15 protein-coding genes are annotated in these 20338 nt (G+C 65.8%); 7 read left to right on the top strand and 8 right to left on the bottom strand.

Translation table 11 applies throughout. The features are described 5' to 3' along the window. Nucleotides 1-3: 3 nt before the first annotated feature. The 7 genes from asnB to coq7 all read right to left on the bottom strand — a co-directional run bounded on the left by asnB (nt 4) and on the right by coq7 (nt 9441). On the bottom strand, nt 4-1935 hold the full coding sequence (asnB, locus tag HV766_RS03885) for an asparagine synthase (glutamine-hydrolyzing) (protein ID WP_175180597.1): 1932 nt from the start codon (nt 1933-1935) through the stop codon (nt 4-6). A 45-nt stretch (nt 1936-1980) separates the two neighbouring features. Further along, nucleotides 1981-3123: a glycosyltransferase family 4 protein gene (locus HV766_RS03880; protein WP_175180596.1), complete on the bottom strand. Its 1143-nt coding sequence runs from the start codon at nt 3121-3123 to the stop codon at nt 1981-1983. Continuing rightward, nucleotides 3124-4473 carry a murein biosynthesis integral membrane protein MurJ gene (murJ, locus tag HV766_RS03875; RefSeq protein ID WP_175180595.1) on the bottom strand — a complete coding sequence of 450 codons (1350 nt, stop codon included), beginning with the start codon at nt 4471-4473 and terminating at the stop codon, nt 3124-3126. A gap of 1 nt (nt 4474) precedes the next feature. Further along, nucleotides 4475-5500 (bottom strand): SDR family oxidoreductase, encoded by a 1026-nt coding sequence (locus HV766_RS03870; RefSeq protein ID WP_175180594.1) that lies wholly within the window; start codon nt 5498-5500, stop codon nt 4475-4477. Nucleotides 5501-5510: 10 nt separating this feature from the next. Next, nucleotides 5511-6788, bottom strand: a complete 1278-nt coding sequence (gene tviB / locus HV766_RS03865) for a Vi polysaccharide biosynthesis UDP-N-acetylglucosamine C-6 dehydrogenase TviB (RefSeq protein ID WP_175180593.1) — start codon at nt 6786-6788, stop codon at nt 5511-5513. A 103-nt stretch (nt 6789-6891) separates the two neighbouring features. Then, nucleotides 6892-7998 (bottom strand): MraY family glycosyltransferase, encoded by a 1107-nt coding sequence (locus tag HV766_RS03860; protein ID WP_013396215.1) that lies wholly within the window; start codon nt 7996-7998, stop codon nt 6892-6894. 765 nt (nt 7999-8763) lie between these two features. After that, complete coding sequence (gene coq7, locus HV766_RS03855; protein ID WP_013396216.1) at nt 8764-9441, bottom strand: 2-polyprenyl-3-methyl-6-methoxy-1,4-benzoquinone monooxygenase; 678 nt, start codon at nt 9439-9441, stop codon at nt 8764-8766. Nucleotides 9442-9565: 124 nt separating this feature from the next. Here coq7 and HV766_RS03850 point away from each other — a divergent pair, with 124 nt between their 5' ends. From HV766_RS03850 to HV766_RS03835, 4 genes are all read left to right on the top strand, one after another. Further along, a complete protein-coding gene (locus tag HV766_RS03850) occupies nt 9566-10009 on the top strand; it encodes an OsmC family protein (RefSeq protein WP_119450316.1) in 444 nt (147 codons plus the stop codon). A 110-nt stretch (nt 10010-10119) separates the two neighbouring features. Continuing rightward, nucleotides 10120-11091, top strand: a complete 972-nt coding sequence (locus HV766_RS03845) for a thymidylate synthase (protein ID WP_054451978.1) — start codon at nt 10120-10122, stop codon at nt 11089-11091. 359 nt (nt 11092-11450) lie between these two features. Next, nucleotides 11451-13514: a putative bifunctional diguanylate cyclase/phosphodiesterase gene (locus tag HV766_RS03840; RefSeq protein WP_054451979.1), complete on the top strand. Its 2064-nt coding sequence runs from the start codon at nt 11451-11453 to the stop codon at nt 13512-13514. Nucleotides 13515-13598: 84 nt separating this feature from the next. Then, nucleotides 13599-14084 (top strand): dihydrofolate reductase, encoded by a 486-nt coding sequence (locus tag HV766_RS03835; RefSeq protein WP_175180592.1) that lies wholly within the window; start codon nt 13599-13601, stop codon nt 14082-14084. Nucleotide 14085: 1 nt separating this feature from the next. Here HV766_RS03835 and HV766_RS03830 read toward each other — a convergent pair whose 3' ends face one another. Continuing rightward, nucleotides 14086-15507, bottom strand: a complete 1422-nt coding sequence (locus tag HV766_RS03830; protein WP_054451981.1) for an aminotransferase-like domain-containing protein — start codon at nt 15505-15507, stop codon at nt 14086-14088. Between the two features lie 161 nt (nt 15508-15668). On the opposite strand from HV766_RS03830, the gene aptA reads away from it, so the two are divergent. From aptA to HV766_RS03815, 3 genes are all read left to right on the top strand, one after another. Then, entirely contained in the window at nt 15669-16994 is a 1326-nt protein-coding gene (gene aptA / locus HV766_RS03825) for an omega-aminotransferase AptA (RefSeq protein WP_175180591.1), read from the top strand. Between the two features lie 91 nt (nt 16995-17085). Beyond that, nucleotides 17086-18579: a CoA-acylating methylmalonate-semialdehyde dehydrogenase gene (locus HV766_RS03820; protein ID WP_054451983.1), complete on the top strand. Its 1494-nt coding sequence runs from the start codon at nt 17086-17088 to the stop codon at nt 18577-18579. Between the two features lie 202 nt (nt 18580-18781). Continuing rightward, a complete protein-coding gene (locus HV766_RS03815) occupies nt 18782-20290 on the top strand; it encodes a M81 family metallopeptidase (protein WP_119450318.1) in 1509 nt (502 codons plus the stop codon). The last annotated feature ends 48 nt before the right edge of the window (nt 20291-20338 follow it).

Genomic DNA, 20338 nt, shown 5'->3' with positions numbered 1-20338 from the left:
GCGTCAAAGACTCCCAACCGATCCTCCCTGTTCCTTGCCGCCGCGGTAGCGGTCAAGCCAGGCCTGCATCATCAACACGCCCCACAGATGGCTGTCCCAATTGCGATGGCCCGAGCTGTGCTCGCGCCATTTGCGCAGGATGGGCTCGGGCTCGAACCAGCCCTCCTGGCGCAGGCGCGCCGGGTCCAGCAGCGCATCGGCCCATTCACGCAGCGGGCCGCGCAACCACGCGGCCAGCGGCACGGCGAAGCCGCGCTTGGGACGGTCCACCAGCGCTTGCGGCACATGACGGTGCAGCACCTGGCGCAGCAGCCACTTGCCCGTGTTGCCGCGCACCTTGTATTGGTGCGGCAGGCTCCAGGCGAACTCATACACCCGGTGATCGATCAGCGGCACGCGCGTTTCCAGGCTGACGGCCATGGCGGCGCGGTCCACCTTGACCAGGATGTCGTCCGGCAGGTAGGTCACCGTGTCCAGCTTCATCATGGCTTCGAAAGTGGAACCCTGCATCGCCCGGGCGAATTCGGACACCGGCTCCACCCCGCCCTTCACCACGCTGGAAGGATCGGCCCAGTACGACACGAAATGGCGGTAGAACTCGCCGCGCGTATCGGTGCGCAGCAGTTCGCCCAGCTTGCCGACCTTGCCGCGCCAGGCGCCGCGCCCGGGCAGATGGGTAGACGCACTCAACAACGCGCCGGCGGGCTTGCGCAGCAGCGCCGGGACGCGTTCGCATTGCTGCCACCATTTGTTCACACGGAAATAGCGCGAATAGCCGCCGAAGAGTTCATCGCCGCCATCGCCGGACAGCGCCACGGTGACGTGCTGGCGCGCCATGCGGGTGACCAGCGAGGTCGGGATCTGCGACGAATCCGCGAACGGCTCGTCGTACATGTCGGCCAGCGTGGGCACCACGGCCAGCGCGTCCTCTGCCGTCACGTACAGTTCGGTGTGGTCGGTGCCGAGATGCGTGGCCACCGCCTTGGCATGCTGCGCCTCGTCGTAGCCCTTCTCGTGAAAGCCGATGGCAAAAGTGCGCACGGGCTGCGAGCTTTGCGCCTGCATCAGAGCCACGATGGTGGACGAGTCGATGCCGCCGGACAGGAAGGCGCCCAGGCTCACGTCCGACAGCATCTGGCCGCCGACCGCCTTGGACAGCACGCCTTCCAGCGCGTCAGTGGCCTGCGCGTCGGATTCGAAAGACAGTAGCGATTGCGCGGAAGTGTCCGCGGCTTCGCGGGCCGACCAGTACACGCGCGGCTCGGGCATGCGGCGGCTGCGGGTGTCATCGGCCGTGAATTCGACCCAGGTGCCCGGGGGCAACTTGGCGATACCCTGGTAAATCGACTGCGGCGCTGGAATGTAGTTGTGCCGCATGAACGACGCCAGCGCGTTGCGGTTGAGCTCGCGGCCGAAGCCCGGAATCGGCATCAGGCCCTTGAGTTCGGACGCGAACACCAGCTCGGCGCCTGAATAGCCGTAGTACAGCGGCTTTTCACCCATGCGGTCGCGCGCCAGCATCAGCTTGCGCGAGGCGCGGTCCCACAACGCGATGGCGAACATGCCCACCGCGGCCTGCAAGGTGGCCTCGATGCCCAGGGCGGTAAAGCCCGCCAGCAGCGTTTCCGTATCGGAATGGCCGCGCCACGACGGCGCCAGCGCAGATTGTTCGAGCTGCTTGCGGATGTCGAGGTGGTTGTAGATTTCACCGTTGAACACCATGACATAGCGGCCGCAGGCCGACGTCATGGGTTGATGGCCGGCCTCGGTCAGGTCGAGAATCGCCAGGCGCACATGCGCCAGCGCCAGCTCGGCCTCGGGATCCTCCCAGAAACCATTGCTGTCCGGCCCGCGGTGGCGGATGCGGCGGCAGCTTTCCGCCAACACCCGCTCCTTGTTCCCGACAGGGCCCCAAATCCCGACTATTCCGCACATGATGAAGTTCTCGTTGTCACTGTAGCAACGGCGCGACGCGCGGCCTCAACGGCCGGTTCCGCGCACACCGTCAAAAAGTTCTTGCCATTTCTGCAGCACGCGCGCGGCCGAAAAACGGTCGCGCACGTCGGTCGCGGCCTGCGCCATGCGTACACGGTCCGCGTCATTGCGCATGACGGCGTCCAGCGCCTTGCATAGCGCGGGCACGTCGCCATTGGGGCGCACCAGCACGCCGTCCACGCCCTCGCGGATGATCTCGCGCGGCCCCGTGTCGCAATCGAACGACACGGCGGCCAGCCCGCTTGCCATGGATTCGAGCAGGGTATTGGACAGCCCTTCGAAGCGCGACGTCAGTACGTACAGATCGGCGCTGTCATACCAGTCGCCGACGTTGCCTGCGCGCCCCGGCATGAAAATCCGCGACGCCAGGCCGGCCTCTCGGGCCTGCGCCTCCAAGGCGCGGCGCTCGTCGCCCTCGCCCAGGATAACCAGATCCCAGCCAGGATGCGACGCCGCCAATTGCGCGTAGGCCTGGATCAGCAGGTCGAAACCCTTGTCGGCGTGCAGGCGCCCCACCGCCAGCAGGCGCTTGCGGCCGTCGCCCGACACCGGCGTCAAGACCGGTTCAGCGCGAGGCAGGGGAAAGTGTACAGGGTTGGGAATGACGGCCAGCTTGCTGCCCGGCACGTGCTGCGCCAGCCAGTCGGCGGTGCCGCGGGTCAGCGCCACCACGCTGGCTGCGCGGGGATATGTGAGGCGGCGCAGGCGCTGCCAGAAGCCCGACAGGGTCTGCGAAGGCGGATGGGTATGCTCGGTGGCGATCACCCGGCAGGACAGGCCCGCGCAGGCCAGTACCGACAGTACCGACGCCGTCGTCATCATGCCCAGCACGATGTCCGGGCGGAACGACTTGACCACGCGGCGCAAGGCGCGCACCCGTTGCACATTGCTCCAGATGCCGCGCAGGCCACCGCCCTCGCCCGCCGTATGCAGGACCTCGCGGCGCACCTTGGGGTGCAGCGTGTAGACGTCGCCCTCGGCGCTGGCCTGCGTCACGACCATGACCTCGCGGCCCATGCCCGCCCAGTGCGCGCTCAGGTCCGCGGCCACGCGCTCCGCGCCGCCGCCATGCAGGGAGTGGATGAACAGCAGGACGCGCGGCGCCGGGCCGGTATCGGTCACGGGCATTCAATCGGCCTCTTTGGGTTCAGGCTTGCGCATTGCCACCAGCAGGTAGCACGCGAAGGACAACAGATACATGAGGCTGGTCGCCAGCATGATGCCGGCAGCTCCCATCCTGGGCGCCAGCACGGTATTCAGCACAGCCTTCAGGGCGAAATTGGCGACGGCAATGGCCGCCATCACGCGGTAGCGGTTCTGGCTGGCCAGCAATTGCACCAGGATCAGCACGCCGAAGTAGAACGGCAGTTGCAGCAGCCCCCAGCGAAACACATGCGCCACGGCCTGGGTATTTTCGGCGGTGAAGGCGCCACGCTGGAAAAGCACGGAAACGCCCCACGGCGCCAGTATCCAACCCACGGCGACGGCGGCAGCGCCTGCGGCCACCATCAGCACCGACCATTTAAGCGCCATGCCTCGCGCACGAGCGGTATCGCCGCGCGCCTGCACATCGGCCAGCACCGGCAAGGCCGCGCGCCCCACCGACACGGCGCCAATCCCCAGCACCAGCGACAGCAGCCGGCTGGCATAGCCCAGCGTGGCGTTGGCGTTCGCGCCCAGATTGGCGGCGGCGTACTGGTCCAGCGGACCGACGAAACTCATGGCCACCTGGCCGATCAGCATCACGCCCGCGGCGCCCAGCAGTTCGGGCCAGTGCGGCGATTGCAGCGTCAGCCGGGGCGCGCCCCAGAAGCCGCCATCGGCGCGCGCAGCCAGCCACGCGAGCCAGACGGTCTGGATCGCGTAACCCACCAGCGTGCCCCACAGCAGCGGCCCGACGCCGTCGGCGCTGGCGGCCAGCATCACCCAGGCCAGCGTCGCCACGGCCGGCACGCTGTCCAGCAGGGTATTGACGTGTCTTTCCTGCGCCCGCAGCCGCGCGGCGCTGATGCCGGCAACCAGCAGCAGCGCCGACACCGGCGCGAAGGCGACAAGCAGCTGGCCCGTCATGTCGCCCACGTGGGCCGACAAACCCTGGCCCAGCACGCCGACGACCTGCGGCCAGGCGAACCAGGTCAGCAGCGCCAGCGCAATGCCCGCGGCGCCCACCCAGCCCTGCAGCTCGCGGATGAACAGATTTCTTTCGGCGACATCGGCGCGGCGCAGCCGCACCAGCACCGGGATCAGGACCACCGACAGCACGCCCACGATGGTGACCGGCAGCCAGGTGGCCATGGTCATCGTAAACTGGTAGGCGTCCACGGCGTCGCTGACGCCGTAGCGGTACGCCACCGCCATCTCCTTGATGGCGCCGGCGGCCTTGCCCAGCAGCAGGAACACTGCCACCCGGAAGGCGCCCTTGAAGATGCGCTGGTGGTCCGGGTGGATGCTGCCGAGTTTTCTGACGAGTGCTTTCAAATCAACGCAGGAATTGCGTGTACCAGGGCATGGCCACTTCCAGGCCTTGCAGCACGGTGTGCGTAGGCTCGTAGCCCAGCAACCGGCCCGCCTTACTGACGTCCGCCTGCGAATGGCGCACGTCGCCCGCGCGGAAGTCGGCGTAGACCGGCTTCTTGCCATAAACCACGTTTTGGTTGCCCAGGGCTTGCACCAGGAAGCCGAACAGCTGGTTCAAGGTGCTGCGGCCGCTGACCGCCACGTTGTAGACCTGGTTGCGGCCTTCCGGCGCGGCCATGGCCGCGAGGATGTTGGCCTGCACGGCATTTTCCACAAAGCAGAAATCGCGGCTGGTCTCGCCGTCGCCGTTGATGGTGACGTCCTCGTTCTGGATCATCGCGGCCGTCCACTTGGGGATCACGGCCGCGTAAGCGCCATTGGGGTTCTGACGCTTGCCGAATACGTTGAAGTAGCGCAAGCCCACCGTTTCGAAGCCATAGCAGCGCGCAAACACGTCGGCATAAAGCTCGTTGACGTACTTGGTAACCGCGTAGGGAGACAGGGGCTTGCCGATGTTTTCCTCGACCTTGGGCAACGCCGGATGGTCGCCGTAGGTCGAGCTGGAGGCTGCGTAGACAAAGGATTTGACCTCCGCATCACGCGCCGCCACCAGCATATTCAGGAAGCCGCCGATGTTCACTTCGTTGGACGTGATCGGATCCTTGAGCGAGCGCGGCACAGAGCCCAGCGCAGCCTGGTGCAGCACTAGCTCCACGCCTTGCATCGCACGGCGGCATGCTTCCAGGTCGCGGATATCGCCTTCGATGAAGGTGAAGCGGGCCCACTGCTCGGGCGTGACGGAATTGCGCACTTCGTCCAGGTTGTGCTGAAAACCCGTCGCGAAGTTGTCCATGCCGGTCACGGTCTGGCCTAGCTTCAGCAGGGTTTCCAGCAAGTTTGAACCGATGAAGCCGGCGCAGCCGGTCACCAACCATTTGCGCGGCGCGGCCGACAGTTCCTGCTTGATGCTCTCAAAACGGGTAGGCATTGTCTTTCCCTTACAGACGGAGGTCCGATTCTTCGGGCGACAGCACGTACTTCAGGTCATAAAGAATGTGTTCCGGCTTGCCCAGCTTGCGGATGCCCGTCGCACCCATTTCGGCGAATTGGTGATGCGCCACGCCCAGGATCACGGCGTCATACTTGCCCTCTTCGACCTTGGACAGCGGCGTGATGCCGTACTCGTGCACGGCTTCTTCCGGGTCGACCCACGGGTCGTACACGTCAACCGCCACGTTGTAGTCGCCCAGTTCCTTCACGATATCGACGATGCGGGTGTTGCGCAGATCCGGGCAGTTTTCCTTGAACGCCAGGCCCATGACCAGCACGCGGGCGCCCTGCACGTGAATGCGGCGCTTGGTCATGGCCTTGACCAGCTGCGACACGACATAGCCGCCCATCGAATCGTTCAGGCGGCGGCCCGCCAGGATGATCTCGGGGTGATAGCCGATGGATTGCGCCTTATGGGTCAGGTAATAGGGATCCACGCCGATGCAGTGGCCGCCGACCAGGCCCGGACGGAACGGCAGGAAGTTCCATTTGGTGCCGGCCGCCTGCAGTACGGCTTCGGTGTCGATGCCCATCTTGTTGAAGATCAGGGCCAGCTCGTTGATCAACGCGATGTTCACGTCGCGCTGCGTGTTTTCGATGACCTTGGCGGCCTCGGCCACGCGGATGCTGGAGGCCTTGTGGGTGCCAGCGGTGATGATCTGCTTGTAAAGCTGGTCGACCAGTTCGGCCACTTCGGGCGTCGAACCGGAGGTCACCTTCTTGATCGTGCTGACGCGGTGGTCCTTGTCGCCCGGATTGATGCGCTCGGGGCTGTAGCCGGCAAAGAAGTCCACGTTGAACTTCAGGCCCGACACGCGCTCCAGCACCGGCACGCAGTCTTCTTCTGTGGCGCCAGGGTAGACGGTGGATTCGTAGATGACGATGTCGCCACGCTTGAGCACGGCGCCGATGGTCTCGCTGGCCTTGACCAGCGGGGTCAGGTCCGGCTGCTTGTACTCGTCGATGGGGGTCGGCACGGTCACGATGAACACGTTGGCCTGGCCAAGCACGGCGCGGTCCGCCGTGTAGCTCAACTGGGTTGCTTCCTTCAGCTCTTCATCGCTGACTTCCAGCGTGTGATCATGACCCGCCTTGAGCGCGTCGATGCGGCGCGTATTGATATCGAACCCGATGACCGAACGCTTCTTGCCGAACTCCACTGCCAGGGGCAGGCCGACATAGCCCAGGCCGACAACAGCGAGTTTCACATCTTGAATTCGCAACATAACTCTCCCTTCGCCGCAGAACGTTTACGGCATTTCAAATATGGTCGGGTAACAGGATAGATAACCGAGCCCCACGGCAGCATTTGCCAGGGGTCCCAAAAAACTAATCGGAAGTCCGTAAAACGGATGGCAGCAGCAGCCAGCCCGGACGACGCCAGGACACAAGCCGCGAATACAGCCAGATATAGACGGCGGCGAACACCACCAGGCTGGCGCACAGCGCCCAGGCGTTGTCCCACCAGATGGTCGCGGGCACCAGGCCGATCAGGGCCAGCACCCACATGTAAGGCGAGGCCAGCGCATTGCACAGCGCCGGCACCGCATGCCGCCGGCCGCGGCTGAACGTGACACGCACCAGACGGCGGAACACCAGCTGGTGCAGGTGCAGCGCATCCGGCTGGTCCACCGGCACGCCGCGCTTGAAGCGGCGGCGCCAGATCGAAAAACCGGTTTCGAAGACAGGATAGAACAACACCGCCAGCGCGTAGAACGGCGACACCGAAGGATTGCGCACCACCAGCAGCACGGCCAACTCGGCCAGCATGAAGCCCAGGAAGTACGCGCCGCCATCGCCCAGGAACACGCGCCCGAACGGGAAGTTCCAGACCAGGAAGCCCAGCGTGGCCGAGGCCAGCGCCGCCGCCACCAGGAAAATCGGCACGTCGCCCACTTGCAGCGCCACCAGGCTGATCGAGACGGCCATCAACGTGGCCACCATGCCGGCCAGGCCGTTCATGCCGTCAACGATATTCAGCGCGTGCGTACAGCCGCCCACCGCGAACATGGTGAACAGCAGCGACACCGGCCAGAAGGAAAGCACGTAATCCACCGGCGCCATGCCCACGCGGCTGACGCCGCCCAGCAGCCACCAGGCGATCGCGGCCGACAAGAAGGCCGCCAGCAGGCGCTTGCTGGCGCCGATGTCCTTGGTGATGTCTTCCAGCAGGCCGGCCACGAACACGGGCAGCGCCGCGACGAATAGCGCGGGCCACAGCCAGGTCAGCGTCATGTTGCTGGGTCCAAGAACCAGCAGGCCCGCCAGCGTGCCCGCGAGCACCGCCAGCCCGCCGACGCGGGGCGTGGCGCGGGAATGGTTGGCTTGGGGCTTGTTGAGGTCGCTGTCGCCGGTGAAGGCGCCATGCCAGCGCTCCGACGCCACGATGAGTCCCCCCACCATGAATGCGACCACGCAAATGTACAGCCAGGTCACCGAGTCACCTCTGGTTGGTCTATCGAGACAGGCCCGCCATTATCGGAGGCAGGTGTAACGCCCATATATGGGAGGAATAAGGAAGTGCAATTCACCGGCACAGAACGTAACGCATTGCGCCATGCCGGCGCTGCCGTTTGGCTCGGTCGCCAAGGCGAAACCGCGCAGGCGCGGAAATAGGGATTTCATGGAACGATTGTAGAACTTTCCGCCCTGGCGCACGCGAAATATCCAAGGGAAAACGCGCAGAGCGCCCCCTGGCATAAGTGCCATGAAGGGCTACGGTCGATGCTCTGTTCCAGTTAAATGGGGACACACTTAAAACATCGAAAAAAAAGCCCGAGATCGTGAGATCTCGGGCTAAATCCACCAAAGGAGGAGGGTGGAGGAGACAACCGTGGCATGTTGGGAGCTGGCCTTCTGCTCGCTACGCTTTCGGGGTTTTGCACCGCGCCGACTGCGTTTCAACATCCGATGAATGAATAGTACCGAGGTTTTTTGTGCGATGCAAGAATTTTTTTAGTCTGCCGCACAAGAGATTTTTTGCGTTGCAAATTTGCCGCAACACCCCAGACATCCCTCTGGAAACCCGCGCCAATCAATGCCTGTTCCAAAAACAGGGTTTTTGCCGGATGGGTAAACCCACCCGGGGCTTACCCTAGCCATCATCGGGTTATCCCGCTCTGGATTTCGCACCAGAACGGTGCGCGCGGCACCAAGTTGCAGCTATTTTTGCGCATTGCAACATTTCGCTTTCCAACTGCTTCAGACCCAGTAAGCGGTAGTCGTCATGACCTTGGACATCGCCCGCATCGCGGCCTTCACTGGCGCCGGCAAGGGCACTCCACCCGCCGCTTCCGCGCTGGCGCGATGCTGCGCCTCGTCCTCTTTCATCTTCTGCACGATCTGGCGCGACCGCTCGTCTTGCACCGGCAAGGTGCGCAGATGTTCTTCCAGATGCGCTTCCACCTGTTTTTCGGTTTCCGCCATGAAACCCAGATTGCGCGGCACGCCGGCGTAGCTGGCCAGCACGCCGAGCGCAAACGAACCCGCGTACCAAACCGGATTCAGCAGGCTGGGGCGGCTGCCCAGTTCCGTCAGCCTTTGATTGCACCAGGCCAGATGATCCACTTCCTCGGAAGCCGCGTTCAGCAGCAATGCCCGCGGCGCGGGTTCGCGGCATACCGAAGCCTGGCCCCGGTACAGCGCCTGGGCGCAGACCTCGCCGACATGATTCACCCGCATCAAGCCGGCCGCGTGGCGCTTTTCCTGGGCCGACAGGGCTTGCGGCGCCTCATCGGCGGTGGCCGGATACGGACGGCCAGCAGTGGCGCTGCCGGACAGCACCCGCAACGCGCGGTCGGCCTCGGCCAGCAGGGCATCCACGGGGCTGATGCGGCGCAGGAAGGAAACGGGGCTGGGGCGTGACAGAGCGGTGGACATAGGGCAACTCCTCGGCAAGGCTGGCGCACACACCCCTGATGCGGGGCGGGGCTCTCATGCCCGGAATTGTACGCAACAGGTATCATCAGCCATTGACAGCGCTCAAGCTCAAGGACACGACAATATGGAATGCACGATCGACTGGGGCGGCCCGAACGGCATGCTCTTCACCGCCAGCACCGGCAGCGGCCACGTGGCCGTGATGGACGGCGCCGTGGACGGCGGCGGGCACAATCTGGCCCCCCGTCCCATGGAAATGCTGCTGGCCGGCACCGGCGGCTGCACCGCCTATGACGTGGTGCTGATCCTCAAGCGCGGGCGCCATGCCGTCAGCGGCTGCAGCGTCAAGCTCCAGGCCGACCGCGCCGATACCGACCCCAAGGTCTTCACCCGCATCCATTTCGCCTTCACCGTTACCGGCCACAACCTGCCGCGCGCCGCGGTCGAGCGCGCGGTGCAGCTGTCGCACGAAAAATACTGCTCGGCCTCGGCCATGCTGGAGAAGACTGCGGCGCTGACCTTCTCGGTCGAGATCGTCGACACGCAGGAAACGCCGGCCGCCGCCTGAACCGCGCCCGCGTGGTGTAATTCATCTATTCCTAACTTATAAGAGCCGCCGCGATCCGTTCGCGGCGGCTGTCTGCGTCACCCGCCGGGCGAGCGTGCGCAAGGACCGCCATGAAACAATACCTGGACCTCGTTCAATCCATCCTGGACACCGGCGCGTGGCAGGAGAACCGCACGGGCATACGCACCCTGAGCATGCCGGGCGCATCGCTGCGCTTCGACCTGCAAAAAGGGTTCCCCGCAGTGACCACGAAGAAGCTGGCCTTCAAGTCCGCCATCGGCGAAATGGTGGGTTTTCTGCGCGCCTCGCGCAGCGCAGCGGAATTCCGCGAGCTTGGCTGCAAGGTCTGGGACCAGAATGCCAACGAGAACAGCCAGTGGCTGGCCAACCCGTACCGTGAAGGACCCGACGACCTGGGCCCGGTCTACGGCGTGCAATGGCGCCAGTGGCCGGCCTACAAGATGCTGGACGCCAGCCGCTCGGCGCAGATCGCCGACGCCCTGTCGCGCGGCTACGCCAAGGTCTCCGATCTGGAGGAAGGCGGCGTGCCCAAGGTGCTGCTCTACAAGGCGGTGGACCAGCTGCGGCAATGCCTGGACACCATCCATGAGCGGCCCGGCGACCGCCGCATCCTGTTCCATGGCTGGAACTGGGCGCAGATCGAGGAAATGGCGCTGCCCCCGTGTCACCTGCTCTACCAATTCCTGCCGAACGCGACGACCCGCGAGATATCGCTGTGCCTGTACATCCGTTCCAACGACGTCGGTTTGGGCACGCCATTCAATCTCACCGAAGGTGCGGCCCTGCTGCATCTGGTCGGCCGACTGACTGGCTACACGCCGCGCTGGTTCACCTATTTCATCGGCGACGCGCACATTTACGAAAACCACCTGCCGATGCTGCGTGAGCAACTCACGCGCGAGCCCTACGAAGCGCCCACGCTGGTGCTGTCGGACCGCATTCCCGATTTCGCGGTCACCGGACGCTATGAGCCCGAATGGCTGGAGAAGGTGGAACCCAGCGACTTTTCATTGTCGGGCTACACCCACCACGCCCCCCTCACCGCCGCCATGGCCGTATAGACCGTGGCAGCCTGCGTGCTCATGGCCGCAGGTGAAGATTGGTGAGCATCTGGAAGCGTGTTTTCGGTATAACCCATCCCTTAGCCATGGACGCGCGTCCAGAAATGCCCGCGCGCCATTGCTTCCGACCGGCACCTGCCGCGCCGTGCCTGTCGCTCGCCGCGACCCGGGCAGTCCGCCCGGCAGCGCCGTCCGCAGGCGTTGCTCAGCCGCACTCCCCTTCCCAAAAAGAGAGCACGTGTATCACCAGCGTCGACCGCCGAATTCTGTCTTGCGACCGACTTGCAACCATAGACTACCAATTGAATTGATATGAAGCCCGCGCGGCGGCAGCATGCGCCAAGGACAGGACCCTACAAATGCTCGTCGGAACTTATAACCCTTCGCTCGTCCTCGTATCTCTAGGAGTCGCCATCCTGGCGTCGTACACGGCGTTGGGCATGGCCAACCGCGTCAGGGCCTCGCACGGGTTGCCCAGCGCGCGCTACTGGTTGGCGGGCGGCGCGTTCGCGATGGGCGTGGGCATCTGGTCCATGCACTTCGTGGGCATGCTGGCCTTCAGCCTGCCCATTGCCATGGGTTACGACCTGCCCCTGACCGTCCTGTCGCTGGTCATTGCCATCGGCTGCTCCGCCTTCGCGCTATGGACCGTAAGCAAGGATGAGCTGCCGCGGCGACGGCTGATGATCGGCGCCCTGCTCATGGGAGCCGGCATCGCGGCGATGCACTACCTCGGCATGGCCGCCATGCTCATGGAACCCGGCATCGTCTATGACGCCAAATGGTTCGCGCTGTCCATCGTGATTGCCGTGGCCGCCTCCGGCGCGGCGCTGTGGATCACCTACCGGCTGCGCCACGGCGGCCCCCGCGTGGTCTGGTCGCGGCCGCTGGCGGCAGTGATCATGGGCATCGCCATCGTCGGCATGCACTACACCGGCATGGCCGCCGCCGGATTCCCCGCGGGCAGTATCTGCATGGCGGCCAACAGCGGCATTTCGGCCGGCTGGCTGGCCATCGCCGTGACCGCGGTGACCCTGAGCGTGCTGGCCATCGCCCTGCTGGTCGCGGTGCTGGACAACCGGCTGGAGGCGCGCACCTCGGCCCTGGCTTCTTCGTTGGCCGAGGCCAACGAAGAACTGGTGCAACTGGCGCTGCACGACACGCTGACCAAGCTGCCCAACCGCATTCTGCTGGAAGACCGGCTGGAGCAGGCGATCGAAAGCGCCAGCCGCCGCAAGGGCTACTTCGCAGTCCTGTTCTTCGACCTGGACGGCTTCAAGGCGGTCAATGACGCCTACGGACACCACACCGGCGACGCTTTGCTGATCGACCTGGCGCAGCGCATCCGCCAGGCCCTGCGCACGCAGGACACCGTGGCGCGCCTGGGCGGCGACGAGTTCATCGTGCTGAGCGAAGTGATCGAACCCACCGACGCAGCCAACGTCGCCGACCGCCTCATCGACGCCATCGCGCGACCCGTCACTGTCTACGGGCATGAGGTGATGGTGACCTCGAGCGTGGGCATCGCCATCTATCCCAACGACGGCCAGGACACCCACGCCCTGCTGACCAACGCCGATGCGGCGATGTACCACGCCAAGCGCCTGGGCGGCACTGGCTACAGCTTCTTCGAACCGTCCATGAATGCGGACGCGCATGAGCAGATCGAACTGCTGCACGACCTGCGCCTGGCGCAGGAGCGCAACCAGCTCGTCCTGCACTACCAACCCAAGTACGAAGCGCCCGCCGGCCCCATCATCGGCGCCGAGGCGCTGCTGCGCTGGAACCACCCGACCCGCGGCCTGGTGGGCCCGGACCAGTTCATCCCCACGGCGGAAAAGACCGGCCTGATCCTGTCCATCGGCGAATGGGTGATCAACGAGGCCTGCCGCCAGATGCGGGAATGGATCAACGCCGGCCAGGGCCACTGGACCGTCGCCGTCAATATCTCGGCCCTGCAGTTCGCCCACGCCAGCCTGGTGGAAACGGTACGCTCGGCCCTGGACCGCCATGGCGTGCCGCCGGCCTGCCTGACCCTGGAAGTGACCGAGTCCACCGCCATGCGCGACGCCGAGGCCAGCCTGGCGGTGCTCAAGCGCCTGTCGAACCTGGGCGTGACGATTTCGATCGACGACTTCGGCACCGGCTATTCCAGCCTGCTCTATCTGAAGCGGCTCCCGGCCACCGAGCTGAAGATCGACCGCGGCTTCGTCAACCAGCTGGAAAACGACAACGAGGACGCCGCCATCGTCTCGGCCATCGTCGCGCTGGCGCAGCAACTCAACCTGCGCATCGTCGCCGAGGGCGTGGAAACGCCGGCGCAACAGAAGTTCCTGACGGGCCTGGGCTGCGATTCGCTGCAGGGCTTCCTGCTGGGCAAACCCATGCCCGCCACCGAATTCCTGGAACACGCGGTCGACTGAGCGGCCCGCGCGGCGCAAGCCGCCGCGCAAATTTGCTACGCTTGCCGTAGCCAACCGGCCGAACCCCTACCGTCCCGACCCCGCATGCCCGCCAGCCTTACCCTCATCGTCGCCTACTCCACCAATCGCGCCATCGGACGCGACAATGCCCTGCCCTGGAAACTGCCGGGCGATCTGGCGCATTTCAAGCGCAGCACCCTGGGCCACCCCATCATCATGGGCCGCAAGACCTGGGACTCGCTGGGTCGGCCGTTGCCCGGCCGCAGCAACATCGTGATCAGCCGCAACCCCGATTTCAGCGCTGCGGGCGCCATCGTGGTGCCGTCGCTCGAAGCAGCGATCCAGGCCTGCGGCGACATCGATGCGGCCTATGTGATCGGCGGCGCGCAGATCTACGCGCAAGCCCTGCCGCTGGCCCAGCGCGTGCAGGCCACTGAAGTCCGCGCCGAGGTTGAAGGCGACGCCTTCTTCCCCCTGCTGCCCGCCTTCCAATGGAAGGAAACGGCGCGCGAAGCGCAGCCGGCCGAAAACGGCTACGAATACGATTTCGTGACTTACGAGCGCCAGTGACTCAGGCCGCCGCCCCGGCATTTCGCATGAAGCGCCAGAGCGCTGGCGCCTCCGAGTAAGCGACGTTGAAACGCACCCAGGGCGTATCGGCCTCGTCCGCCTCGAAATAGGAACCGGGCGCCAGCCAGATCCCGTCCTTCAGCGCCAGTTCCGCGAGTCCGTTGGCGCCGCGTTCGCGCCACTGCCCGGCCACCTTGGCCCACAGGAAGAGGCCGCCTTGCGGCCTCCCATATATCTCGAAGCCATGCTGCGCCATCAGCTCGCCCACGCCGGCATGGGCCTCTGCCAGCCGTTCGCGGGTGCGGGCGATGTGGGCACGGTAGCGGCCTTCGCGGATGACCTGGTGGACGATGCGCTCCATGATCTCCGGCGAGGTCAGGCCCACCGCCATCTTGGTGCGCGCGATGTCACGCGCCAGATCGCGATGCGCCACCACGTAGCCCACCCGCACCGATGGACTGATAACCTTGGAGTAGCCGCCCAGGTAAACCACGCGCCGCGCCCCATCCAGGGCGGCCAGCATGGGCGTTACGCCGGGCGCAAGTTCGCGCGAGATATCGTCTTCCACCACCCACAGGCCATGCCGCTCGGCCGCCTGCAGGATGCGGAAGGCATTGGCCATGCTGATGCTGGCGCCCGACGGGTTCTGCAAGGCGGTGTTGACGACCAGCGCTCTCGGCCGGTGGCGAGCCACCACCGCTTCCAGCGCCTCGCAGTCCAGCCCGTCCGGCGTGCGGGGCACGGACACCGCCCGCAAGCCAGCCAGACGCAGCATCTGCAGCAGGTTGGCGTAGGCGGGCTGTTCCACCACCACCGTGTCGCCCGGCCGCAGCAGGGTGCGTATCACCATGTCCAGCCCGTGCGTCACGCCCTGGGTCAGCACGACCTGCGAGGCTTCGACCTCCATGCCCTGCGCGCTCAGGCTGGCCGCGATGGTCTCGCGCAGCGGCGCGTAGCCGTAGGGATGGCCGTAGTTCGCGATACGCATGGCCGGCACCCGCCCCATATGGCGCAGGGCCATGTGCAGCCCCTCTTCGTTCAACCATTCGCCCGGCAGCCAGCCGCAGCCCGATTTGATGGGGATGGAATGGTCCGCGAAGATATCCGACAGCAGCCAGCCGGCGTTCAGGCGCGGCGGCTCCCAGGATGGCGGCTGGGCGGGGCGCGCCGGCGCGTCCGGCGTCGCGACCCGATAGCCCGCGCCCGGCCGCGCCGCCAGCCAGCCCAGCGATACCAGCCGGCTGTAGGCGCTGGCCACCGTGAAGGTGCTGACGTCATACAGGCGAGCAAACTCCCGCACCGAGGGTAGGGACATACCCGGACGCAGTGTCTGTTCTTCGATGGCGCGCAGGATGGCGGCGACCAGCTGCTCGACCAGGGTCGGCGCCTGGCCGCGAGCGCGGTTGGGCTGGAAATCGATCACGGAGATAACTGTACAGTTGTGTCGTTCATAACTATACAGTTAGCCGCATTTGCGCGGATCGTATATTTTCATTCCTATCCGGACGCACCAGAATCGTTTCAATCCCGCTGGCTGCACAACCGTCGCCCAAGTCCAGCGCTTGTCCGTCCCCTGGAGCCGCCATGAACGCCCCCGACAAACTGCCCGACCTGTCCCACCTCTGGATGCCCTTCACTGCCAACAAGCAGTTCAAGGCACACCCGCGCATGCTGGCGACCGCCAAGGGCATGTATTACACCTCGACCGACGGCCGCCAGATCCTGGACGGCACGGCCGGCCTGTGGTGCGTCAACGCCGGCCACGGCCGCGAGGAAATCGTCGCCGCGATCGCCAAACAGGCAGGCGTGATGGACTACGCGCCGGGCTTCCAGCTGGGCCACCCGCTGGCCTTCGAGGCCGCGACCGCAGTCGCGAGCATGATGCCGCAGGGCCTGGACCGGGTTTTCTTCACGAACTCGGGCTCCGAATCCGTCGACACCTGCCTGAAGATCGCCCTGGCCTATCACCGCGCCCGCGGCGAAGGCCAGCGCACCCGCCTGATCGGCCGCGAGCGCGGCTACCACGGCGTAGGCTTCGGCGGCATCTCGGTCGGCGGCATCTCGACCAACCGCAAGACCTTCTCCGGCGCGCTGCTGCCCGCCGTGGATCATCTGCCGCACACCCACAACATCGAGCAGAACGCCTATTCCAAGGGCCAGCCGGCCTGGGGCGCGCACCTTGCCGACGAACTGGAGCGCATCGTCGCCCTGCACGACCCGTCCACCATCGCCGCGGTCATCGTCGAACCCATGGCGGGTTCGACCGGCGTGCTGATCCCGCCCAAGGGCTATCTGGAAAAGTTGCGCGAGATCACCTCCAAGCACGGCATCCTGCTGATATTCGACGAAGTCATCACCGCGTACGGCCGCCTGGGCGCCGCCACGGCCTCCGAGTTCTTCGGCGTCACGCCGGACATCATCGCCATGGCCAAGGGCGTGAGCAACGCCGCCGTGCCGGCTGGCGCGGTCGCGGTCAAGCGCGAAGTGCATGACGCCATCGTCAACGGCCCGGCCGGCGGCATCGAGTTCTTCCACGGCTACACCTATTCGGCGCACCCGCTGGCCGCCGCCGCCATCCTGGCCACGCTGGACATCTACCGCCGCGAAGACCTGTTCGGCCGCGCCCGCAAGCTGTCCGGCGCCTTCCAGGAAGCCGCCCACAGCCTGAAGGGCGCGCCGCACGTCATCGACGTGCGCAACCTGGGTCTGGTCTGCGGCATTGAGCTCGCGCCGCGCGCGGGCGCTCCCGGCGCGCGCGCCGCCGAAGTCTTCCAGAAGTGCTTCGACAGCGGCCTGATGGTGCGGTACACCGGCGACATCATCGCGATCTCGCCCCCGCTCATCATCGAAGAGGCTCAGATCGGCCAGATCTTCGAACAGATCGGCCGCATCCTGAAAGAAGTCGCCTGATCGTCCGCCGCCCCGCGAGGGGCGGTTTTTCGCCTGGGCGGCCGACGGCCGCCCTGTGGCATTTTTCAAAGCCCCAGATTCGAGCGTTCCCATGAAGAAGATCCCGCATTTCATCAATGGCCAGCACTACGACGGCCGCAGCAACCGCTACGCCGACGGCTTCAACCCCGCCACCGGCGAAGTCACCGCGTCCATTCCGCTGGCGTCGAATGACGAAGTCGCGCTGGCCGTGGCCGCTGCCAAGGCCGCGTTTCCGGCCTGGTCCGAAACGCCCGCGCTCAAGCGCGCACGCATCCTGTTCAATTTCAAGGCGCTGCTGGACAAGCATCAGGACGAACTGGCAGAACTGATCACCCGCGAACATGGCAAGGTCTTCTCCGACGCCAAGGGCGAGGTCACGCGCGGCATCGAAATCGTCGAATTCGCCTGCGGCATTCCGCAGTTGATGAAGGGCCAATACTCCGACCAGATCGGCGGCGGCATCGACAACTGGAGCATGCGCCAGGCCCTGGGCGTAGTGGCCGGCATCACGCCGTTCAACTTCCCCATGATGGTGCCGTGCTGGATGTTCCCGGTGGCCATCGCCTGCGGCAACACCTTCGTGCTCAAGCCTTCCGAGCGCGACCCGTCGGCGTCCGTGCGCCTGGCCGAACTGCTGGCCGAAGCCGGCCTGCCCGAAGGCGTGTTCAACGTCGTGCACGGCGACAAGCAGGCGGTAGACGCGCTGATCGCGCATCCCGACGTCGAGGCCCTGTCCTTCGTCGGCTCGACGCCGATTGCCGAATACATCTACGCCGAAGGCACCCGCCGCGGCAAGCGCGTGCAGGCGCTGGGCGGCGCGAAGAACCACATGGTGGTCATGCCCGATGCCGACCTGGACCAGGTCACCGACGCGCTGATGGGCGCGGCCTATGGCTCGGCCGGCGAACGCTGCATGGCCATCTCGGTGGCGGTGGCGGTGGGCGACGTGGCCGACAAGGTGGTCGAACGCCTGACGCCGCGCGTCAAGGCGCTGGTGGTCAAGGACGGCATGCAAGGCGATGCAGAGATGGGCCCGCTCGTCACCTCGCAGCATCGCGGCAAGGTCGTGGGCTATATCGAAGACGGCATCGCCGCCGGCGCCACGCTGGTGGTCGACGGCCGCGGTTTGAAGGTACCTGGCAACGAAAAGGGCTTCTTCCTCGGCGGCACGCTGTTCGACAACGTCAAGCCTGCCATGAACATCTACCGCGAAGAAATCTTCGGGCCTGTGCTGTGCGTGGTGCGCGTGCCGGACTTCGCCTCGGCAGTCGAACTGATCAACGCCCATGAATTCGGCAATGGCGTGGCCTGCTTCACGTCCGACGGCGGCGTGGCGCGCGCCTTCGCGCGCCAGATCAAGGTCGGCATGGTCGGCATCAACGTGCCGATCCCGGTACCCATGGCCTGGCATTCGTTCGGCGGCTGGAAGCGCTCGCTGTTCGGCGACCATCACGCTTACGGCGAAGAAGGCATCCGCTTCTATTCGCGCTACAAGAGCGTGATGCAGCGCTGGCCTGACAGCATCGCCAAGGGCGCCGAGTTCACCATGCCTGTAGCGAAGTGAGCCCCCCGGAGCGCTGCGCGCTTCCCCCTCAGGCGGGCCCCCCTCAAGGGGGCGTCGCTGCGGACCGGCAAAGCCGGATCCGCGCGACCCCGCTTGGGACGATCTTGCCAGTTAGTTGCGTTGTGCCCGTTTGCAGCGGGAACTGAAACGGGCGCGGCGTAGCCGCGCCTTCCTCATATCAAAAACGACAAGGGGAATCCTGATGCGCATCGGGATAGGCGGCTTTCAGCATGAGACCAATACGTTCGCGCCTTCGCGCGCGGCGTGGGAAGATTTTGCCGAGAAAGGCGGGGGCTGGCCCAAGCTGGTCAGCGGGCCCGCCATGTTCCAGGCGGTGGCGGGCGCCAACATACCGGTGGCGGGCTTCATCGAAGCCATGGGACGGCACACCTTGCTACCTACTACCTGGGCGGCGGCCAGCCCCTCGGGTCCGGTCACCAAGGATGCGTTCGAACGCATCAGCGCGATGATCCTGCAGGGGCTGTCGCAGGCGCTGCCGCTGGATGGCGTCTATCTGGACCTGCACGGCGCCATGGTCACGGAACACCTGGACGACGGCGAAGGCGAACTGCTCAAACGCGTGCGCGAGCTGGTGGGTCCGGACGTGCCTGTCGTGGCCAGCCTGGACCTGCATGCCAACGTCACCCGCGCCATGGTGCGCCACGCGGACGCGCTGGTCTGCTATCGCACCTATCCTCACATCGACATGGCCGAAACCGGGCAGCGCGCAGCCGAACTGCTGGCCGCGCGGCTGGCGGGCGCGCCGCGGCCCTGCGTGGCCCTGCGTGCGCTGCCCTACCTGATTTCGCTGTGCTGGCAGTCCACCGACATCGAACCCTCGCGCAGCCTGTACCAGATGGTGGGCGACATCGAAGCGCGTGGCGCCCTCAGCCTGTCGTTCGCCACGGGTTTTCCCGCAGCCGATTTCCCCGAGTGCGCGCCCACCGTTTGGGCTTATGGCGCCACCCAAGCCGACGCCGACGCCGCTGCCGACGAAATGGCGCGCGCCGTGCTCAACGCCGAACGCGACTTCGGCGGCAGGCTCTACACACCCGACGAAGCCGTGCAGGAAGCCATGCGCCTGGCGCGCGACGCGCACAAACCCGTGGTCATCGCCGACGCGCAGGACAACCCGGGCGCGGGCGGCAGCTCGGACACCACCGGCGTCTTGCGCGCCCTGATCCGGCACGATGCGCGCGACACCGCCATCGGCCTCATCGTCGACCCCGCGGCCGCGCTGGCGGCCCATCGCGCGGGCGCTGGAAACAAGGTACGTATTGCATTGGGTGGACACTCGGGTATTCCCGACGATGAACCGCTGGACACCGAGTTCATCGTCGAGAAAACTTCAGATGGACGCTTCGATACGCACGGCGCCTTCTATCGCGGCTTCCATATGGACCTGGGCCCCAGCGCCTGCCTGCGCGTGGGCGGCGTACGCATCATCGTCGCCTCCAACAAGGTGCAGATGGCCGACCAGGAGATGTTCCGCTTCGCCGGCGTGGAACCGCAACGCGCAGCGATCCTGGTGGTCAAGAGCTCCGCCCACTTCCGCGCGGATTTCACCGGCATCGCAGAAAAGATCCTGGTATGCGCGGCCCCGGGTTCCATGCTGATGGATGCGGCAAAACAACCATGGACACGGTTGCGTCCCGGCATCAGAATGGCGCCTTGCGGACCTGTCTTTTCGGGCGGGCCCGCTACCGCCTGAAGCTCGCACGCCGCCACCGCGCGGCGGACCAACGACGCAGCGGCGCGA

This window comes from Achromobacter aegrifaciens, assembly GCF_902859735.1.
Classification (GTDB): domain Bacteria; phylum Pseudomonadota; class Gammaproteobacteria; order Burkholderiales; family Burkholderiaceae_B; genus Achromobacter; species Achromobacter aegrifaciens.
Note: the sequence above shows the minus strand (reverse complement) of the source record. Positions and strands in the feature narration are given on the sequence as shown.

Bases quoted from the DNA above. Each gene is read 5' to 3' on its own strand.
- asnB (WP_175180597.1), bottom strand. From the start codon at position 1,935: ATGTGCGGAATAGTCGGGATTTGGGGCCCTGTCGGGAACAAGGAGCGG.
- HV766_RS03880 (WP_175180596.1), bottom strand. From the start codon at position 3,123: ATGCCCGTGACCGATACCGGCCCGGCGCCGCGCGTCCTGCTGTTCATC.
- HV766_RS03870 (WP_175180594.1), bottom strand. From the start codon at position 5,500: ATGCCTACCCGTTTTGAGAGCATCAAGCAGGAACTGTCGGCCGCGCCG.
- tviB (WP_175180593.1), bottom strand. From the start codon at position 6,788: ATGTTGCGAATTCAAGATGTGAAACTCGCTGTTGTCGGCCTGGGCTAT.
- coq7 (WP_013396216.1), bottom strand. From the start codon at position 9,441: ATGTCCACCGCTCTGTCACGCCCCAGCCCCGTTTCCTTCCTGCGCCGC.
- HV766_RS03850 (WP_119450316.1), top strand. From the start codon at position 9,566: ATGGAATGCACGATCGACTGGGGCGGCCCGAACGGCATGCTCTTCACC.
- HV766_RS03845 (WP_054451978.1), top strand. From the start codon at position 10,120: ATGAAACAATACCTGGACCTCGTTCAATCCATCCTGGACACCGGCGCG.
- HV766_RS03840 (WP_054451979.1), top strand. From the start codon at position 11,451: ATGCTCGTCGGAACTTATAACCCTTCGCTCGTCCTCGTATCTCTAGGA.
- HV766_RS03835 (WP_175180592.1), top strand. From the start codon at position 13,599: ATGCCCGCCAGCCTTACCCTCATCGTCGCCTACTCCACCAATCGCGCC.
- aptA (WP_175180591.1), top strand. From the start codon at position 15,669: ATGAACGCCCCCGACAAACTGCCCGACCTGTCCCACCTCTGGATGCCC.
- HV766_RS03820 (WP_054451983.1), top strand. From the start codon at position 17,086: ATGAAGAAGATCCCGCATTTCATCAATGGCCAGCACTACGACGGCCGC.
- HV766_RS03815 (WP_119450318.1), top strand. From the start codon at position 18,782: ATGCGCATCGGGATAGGCGGCTTTCAGCATGAGACCAATACGTTCGCG.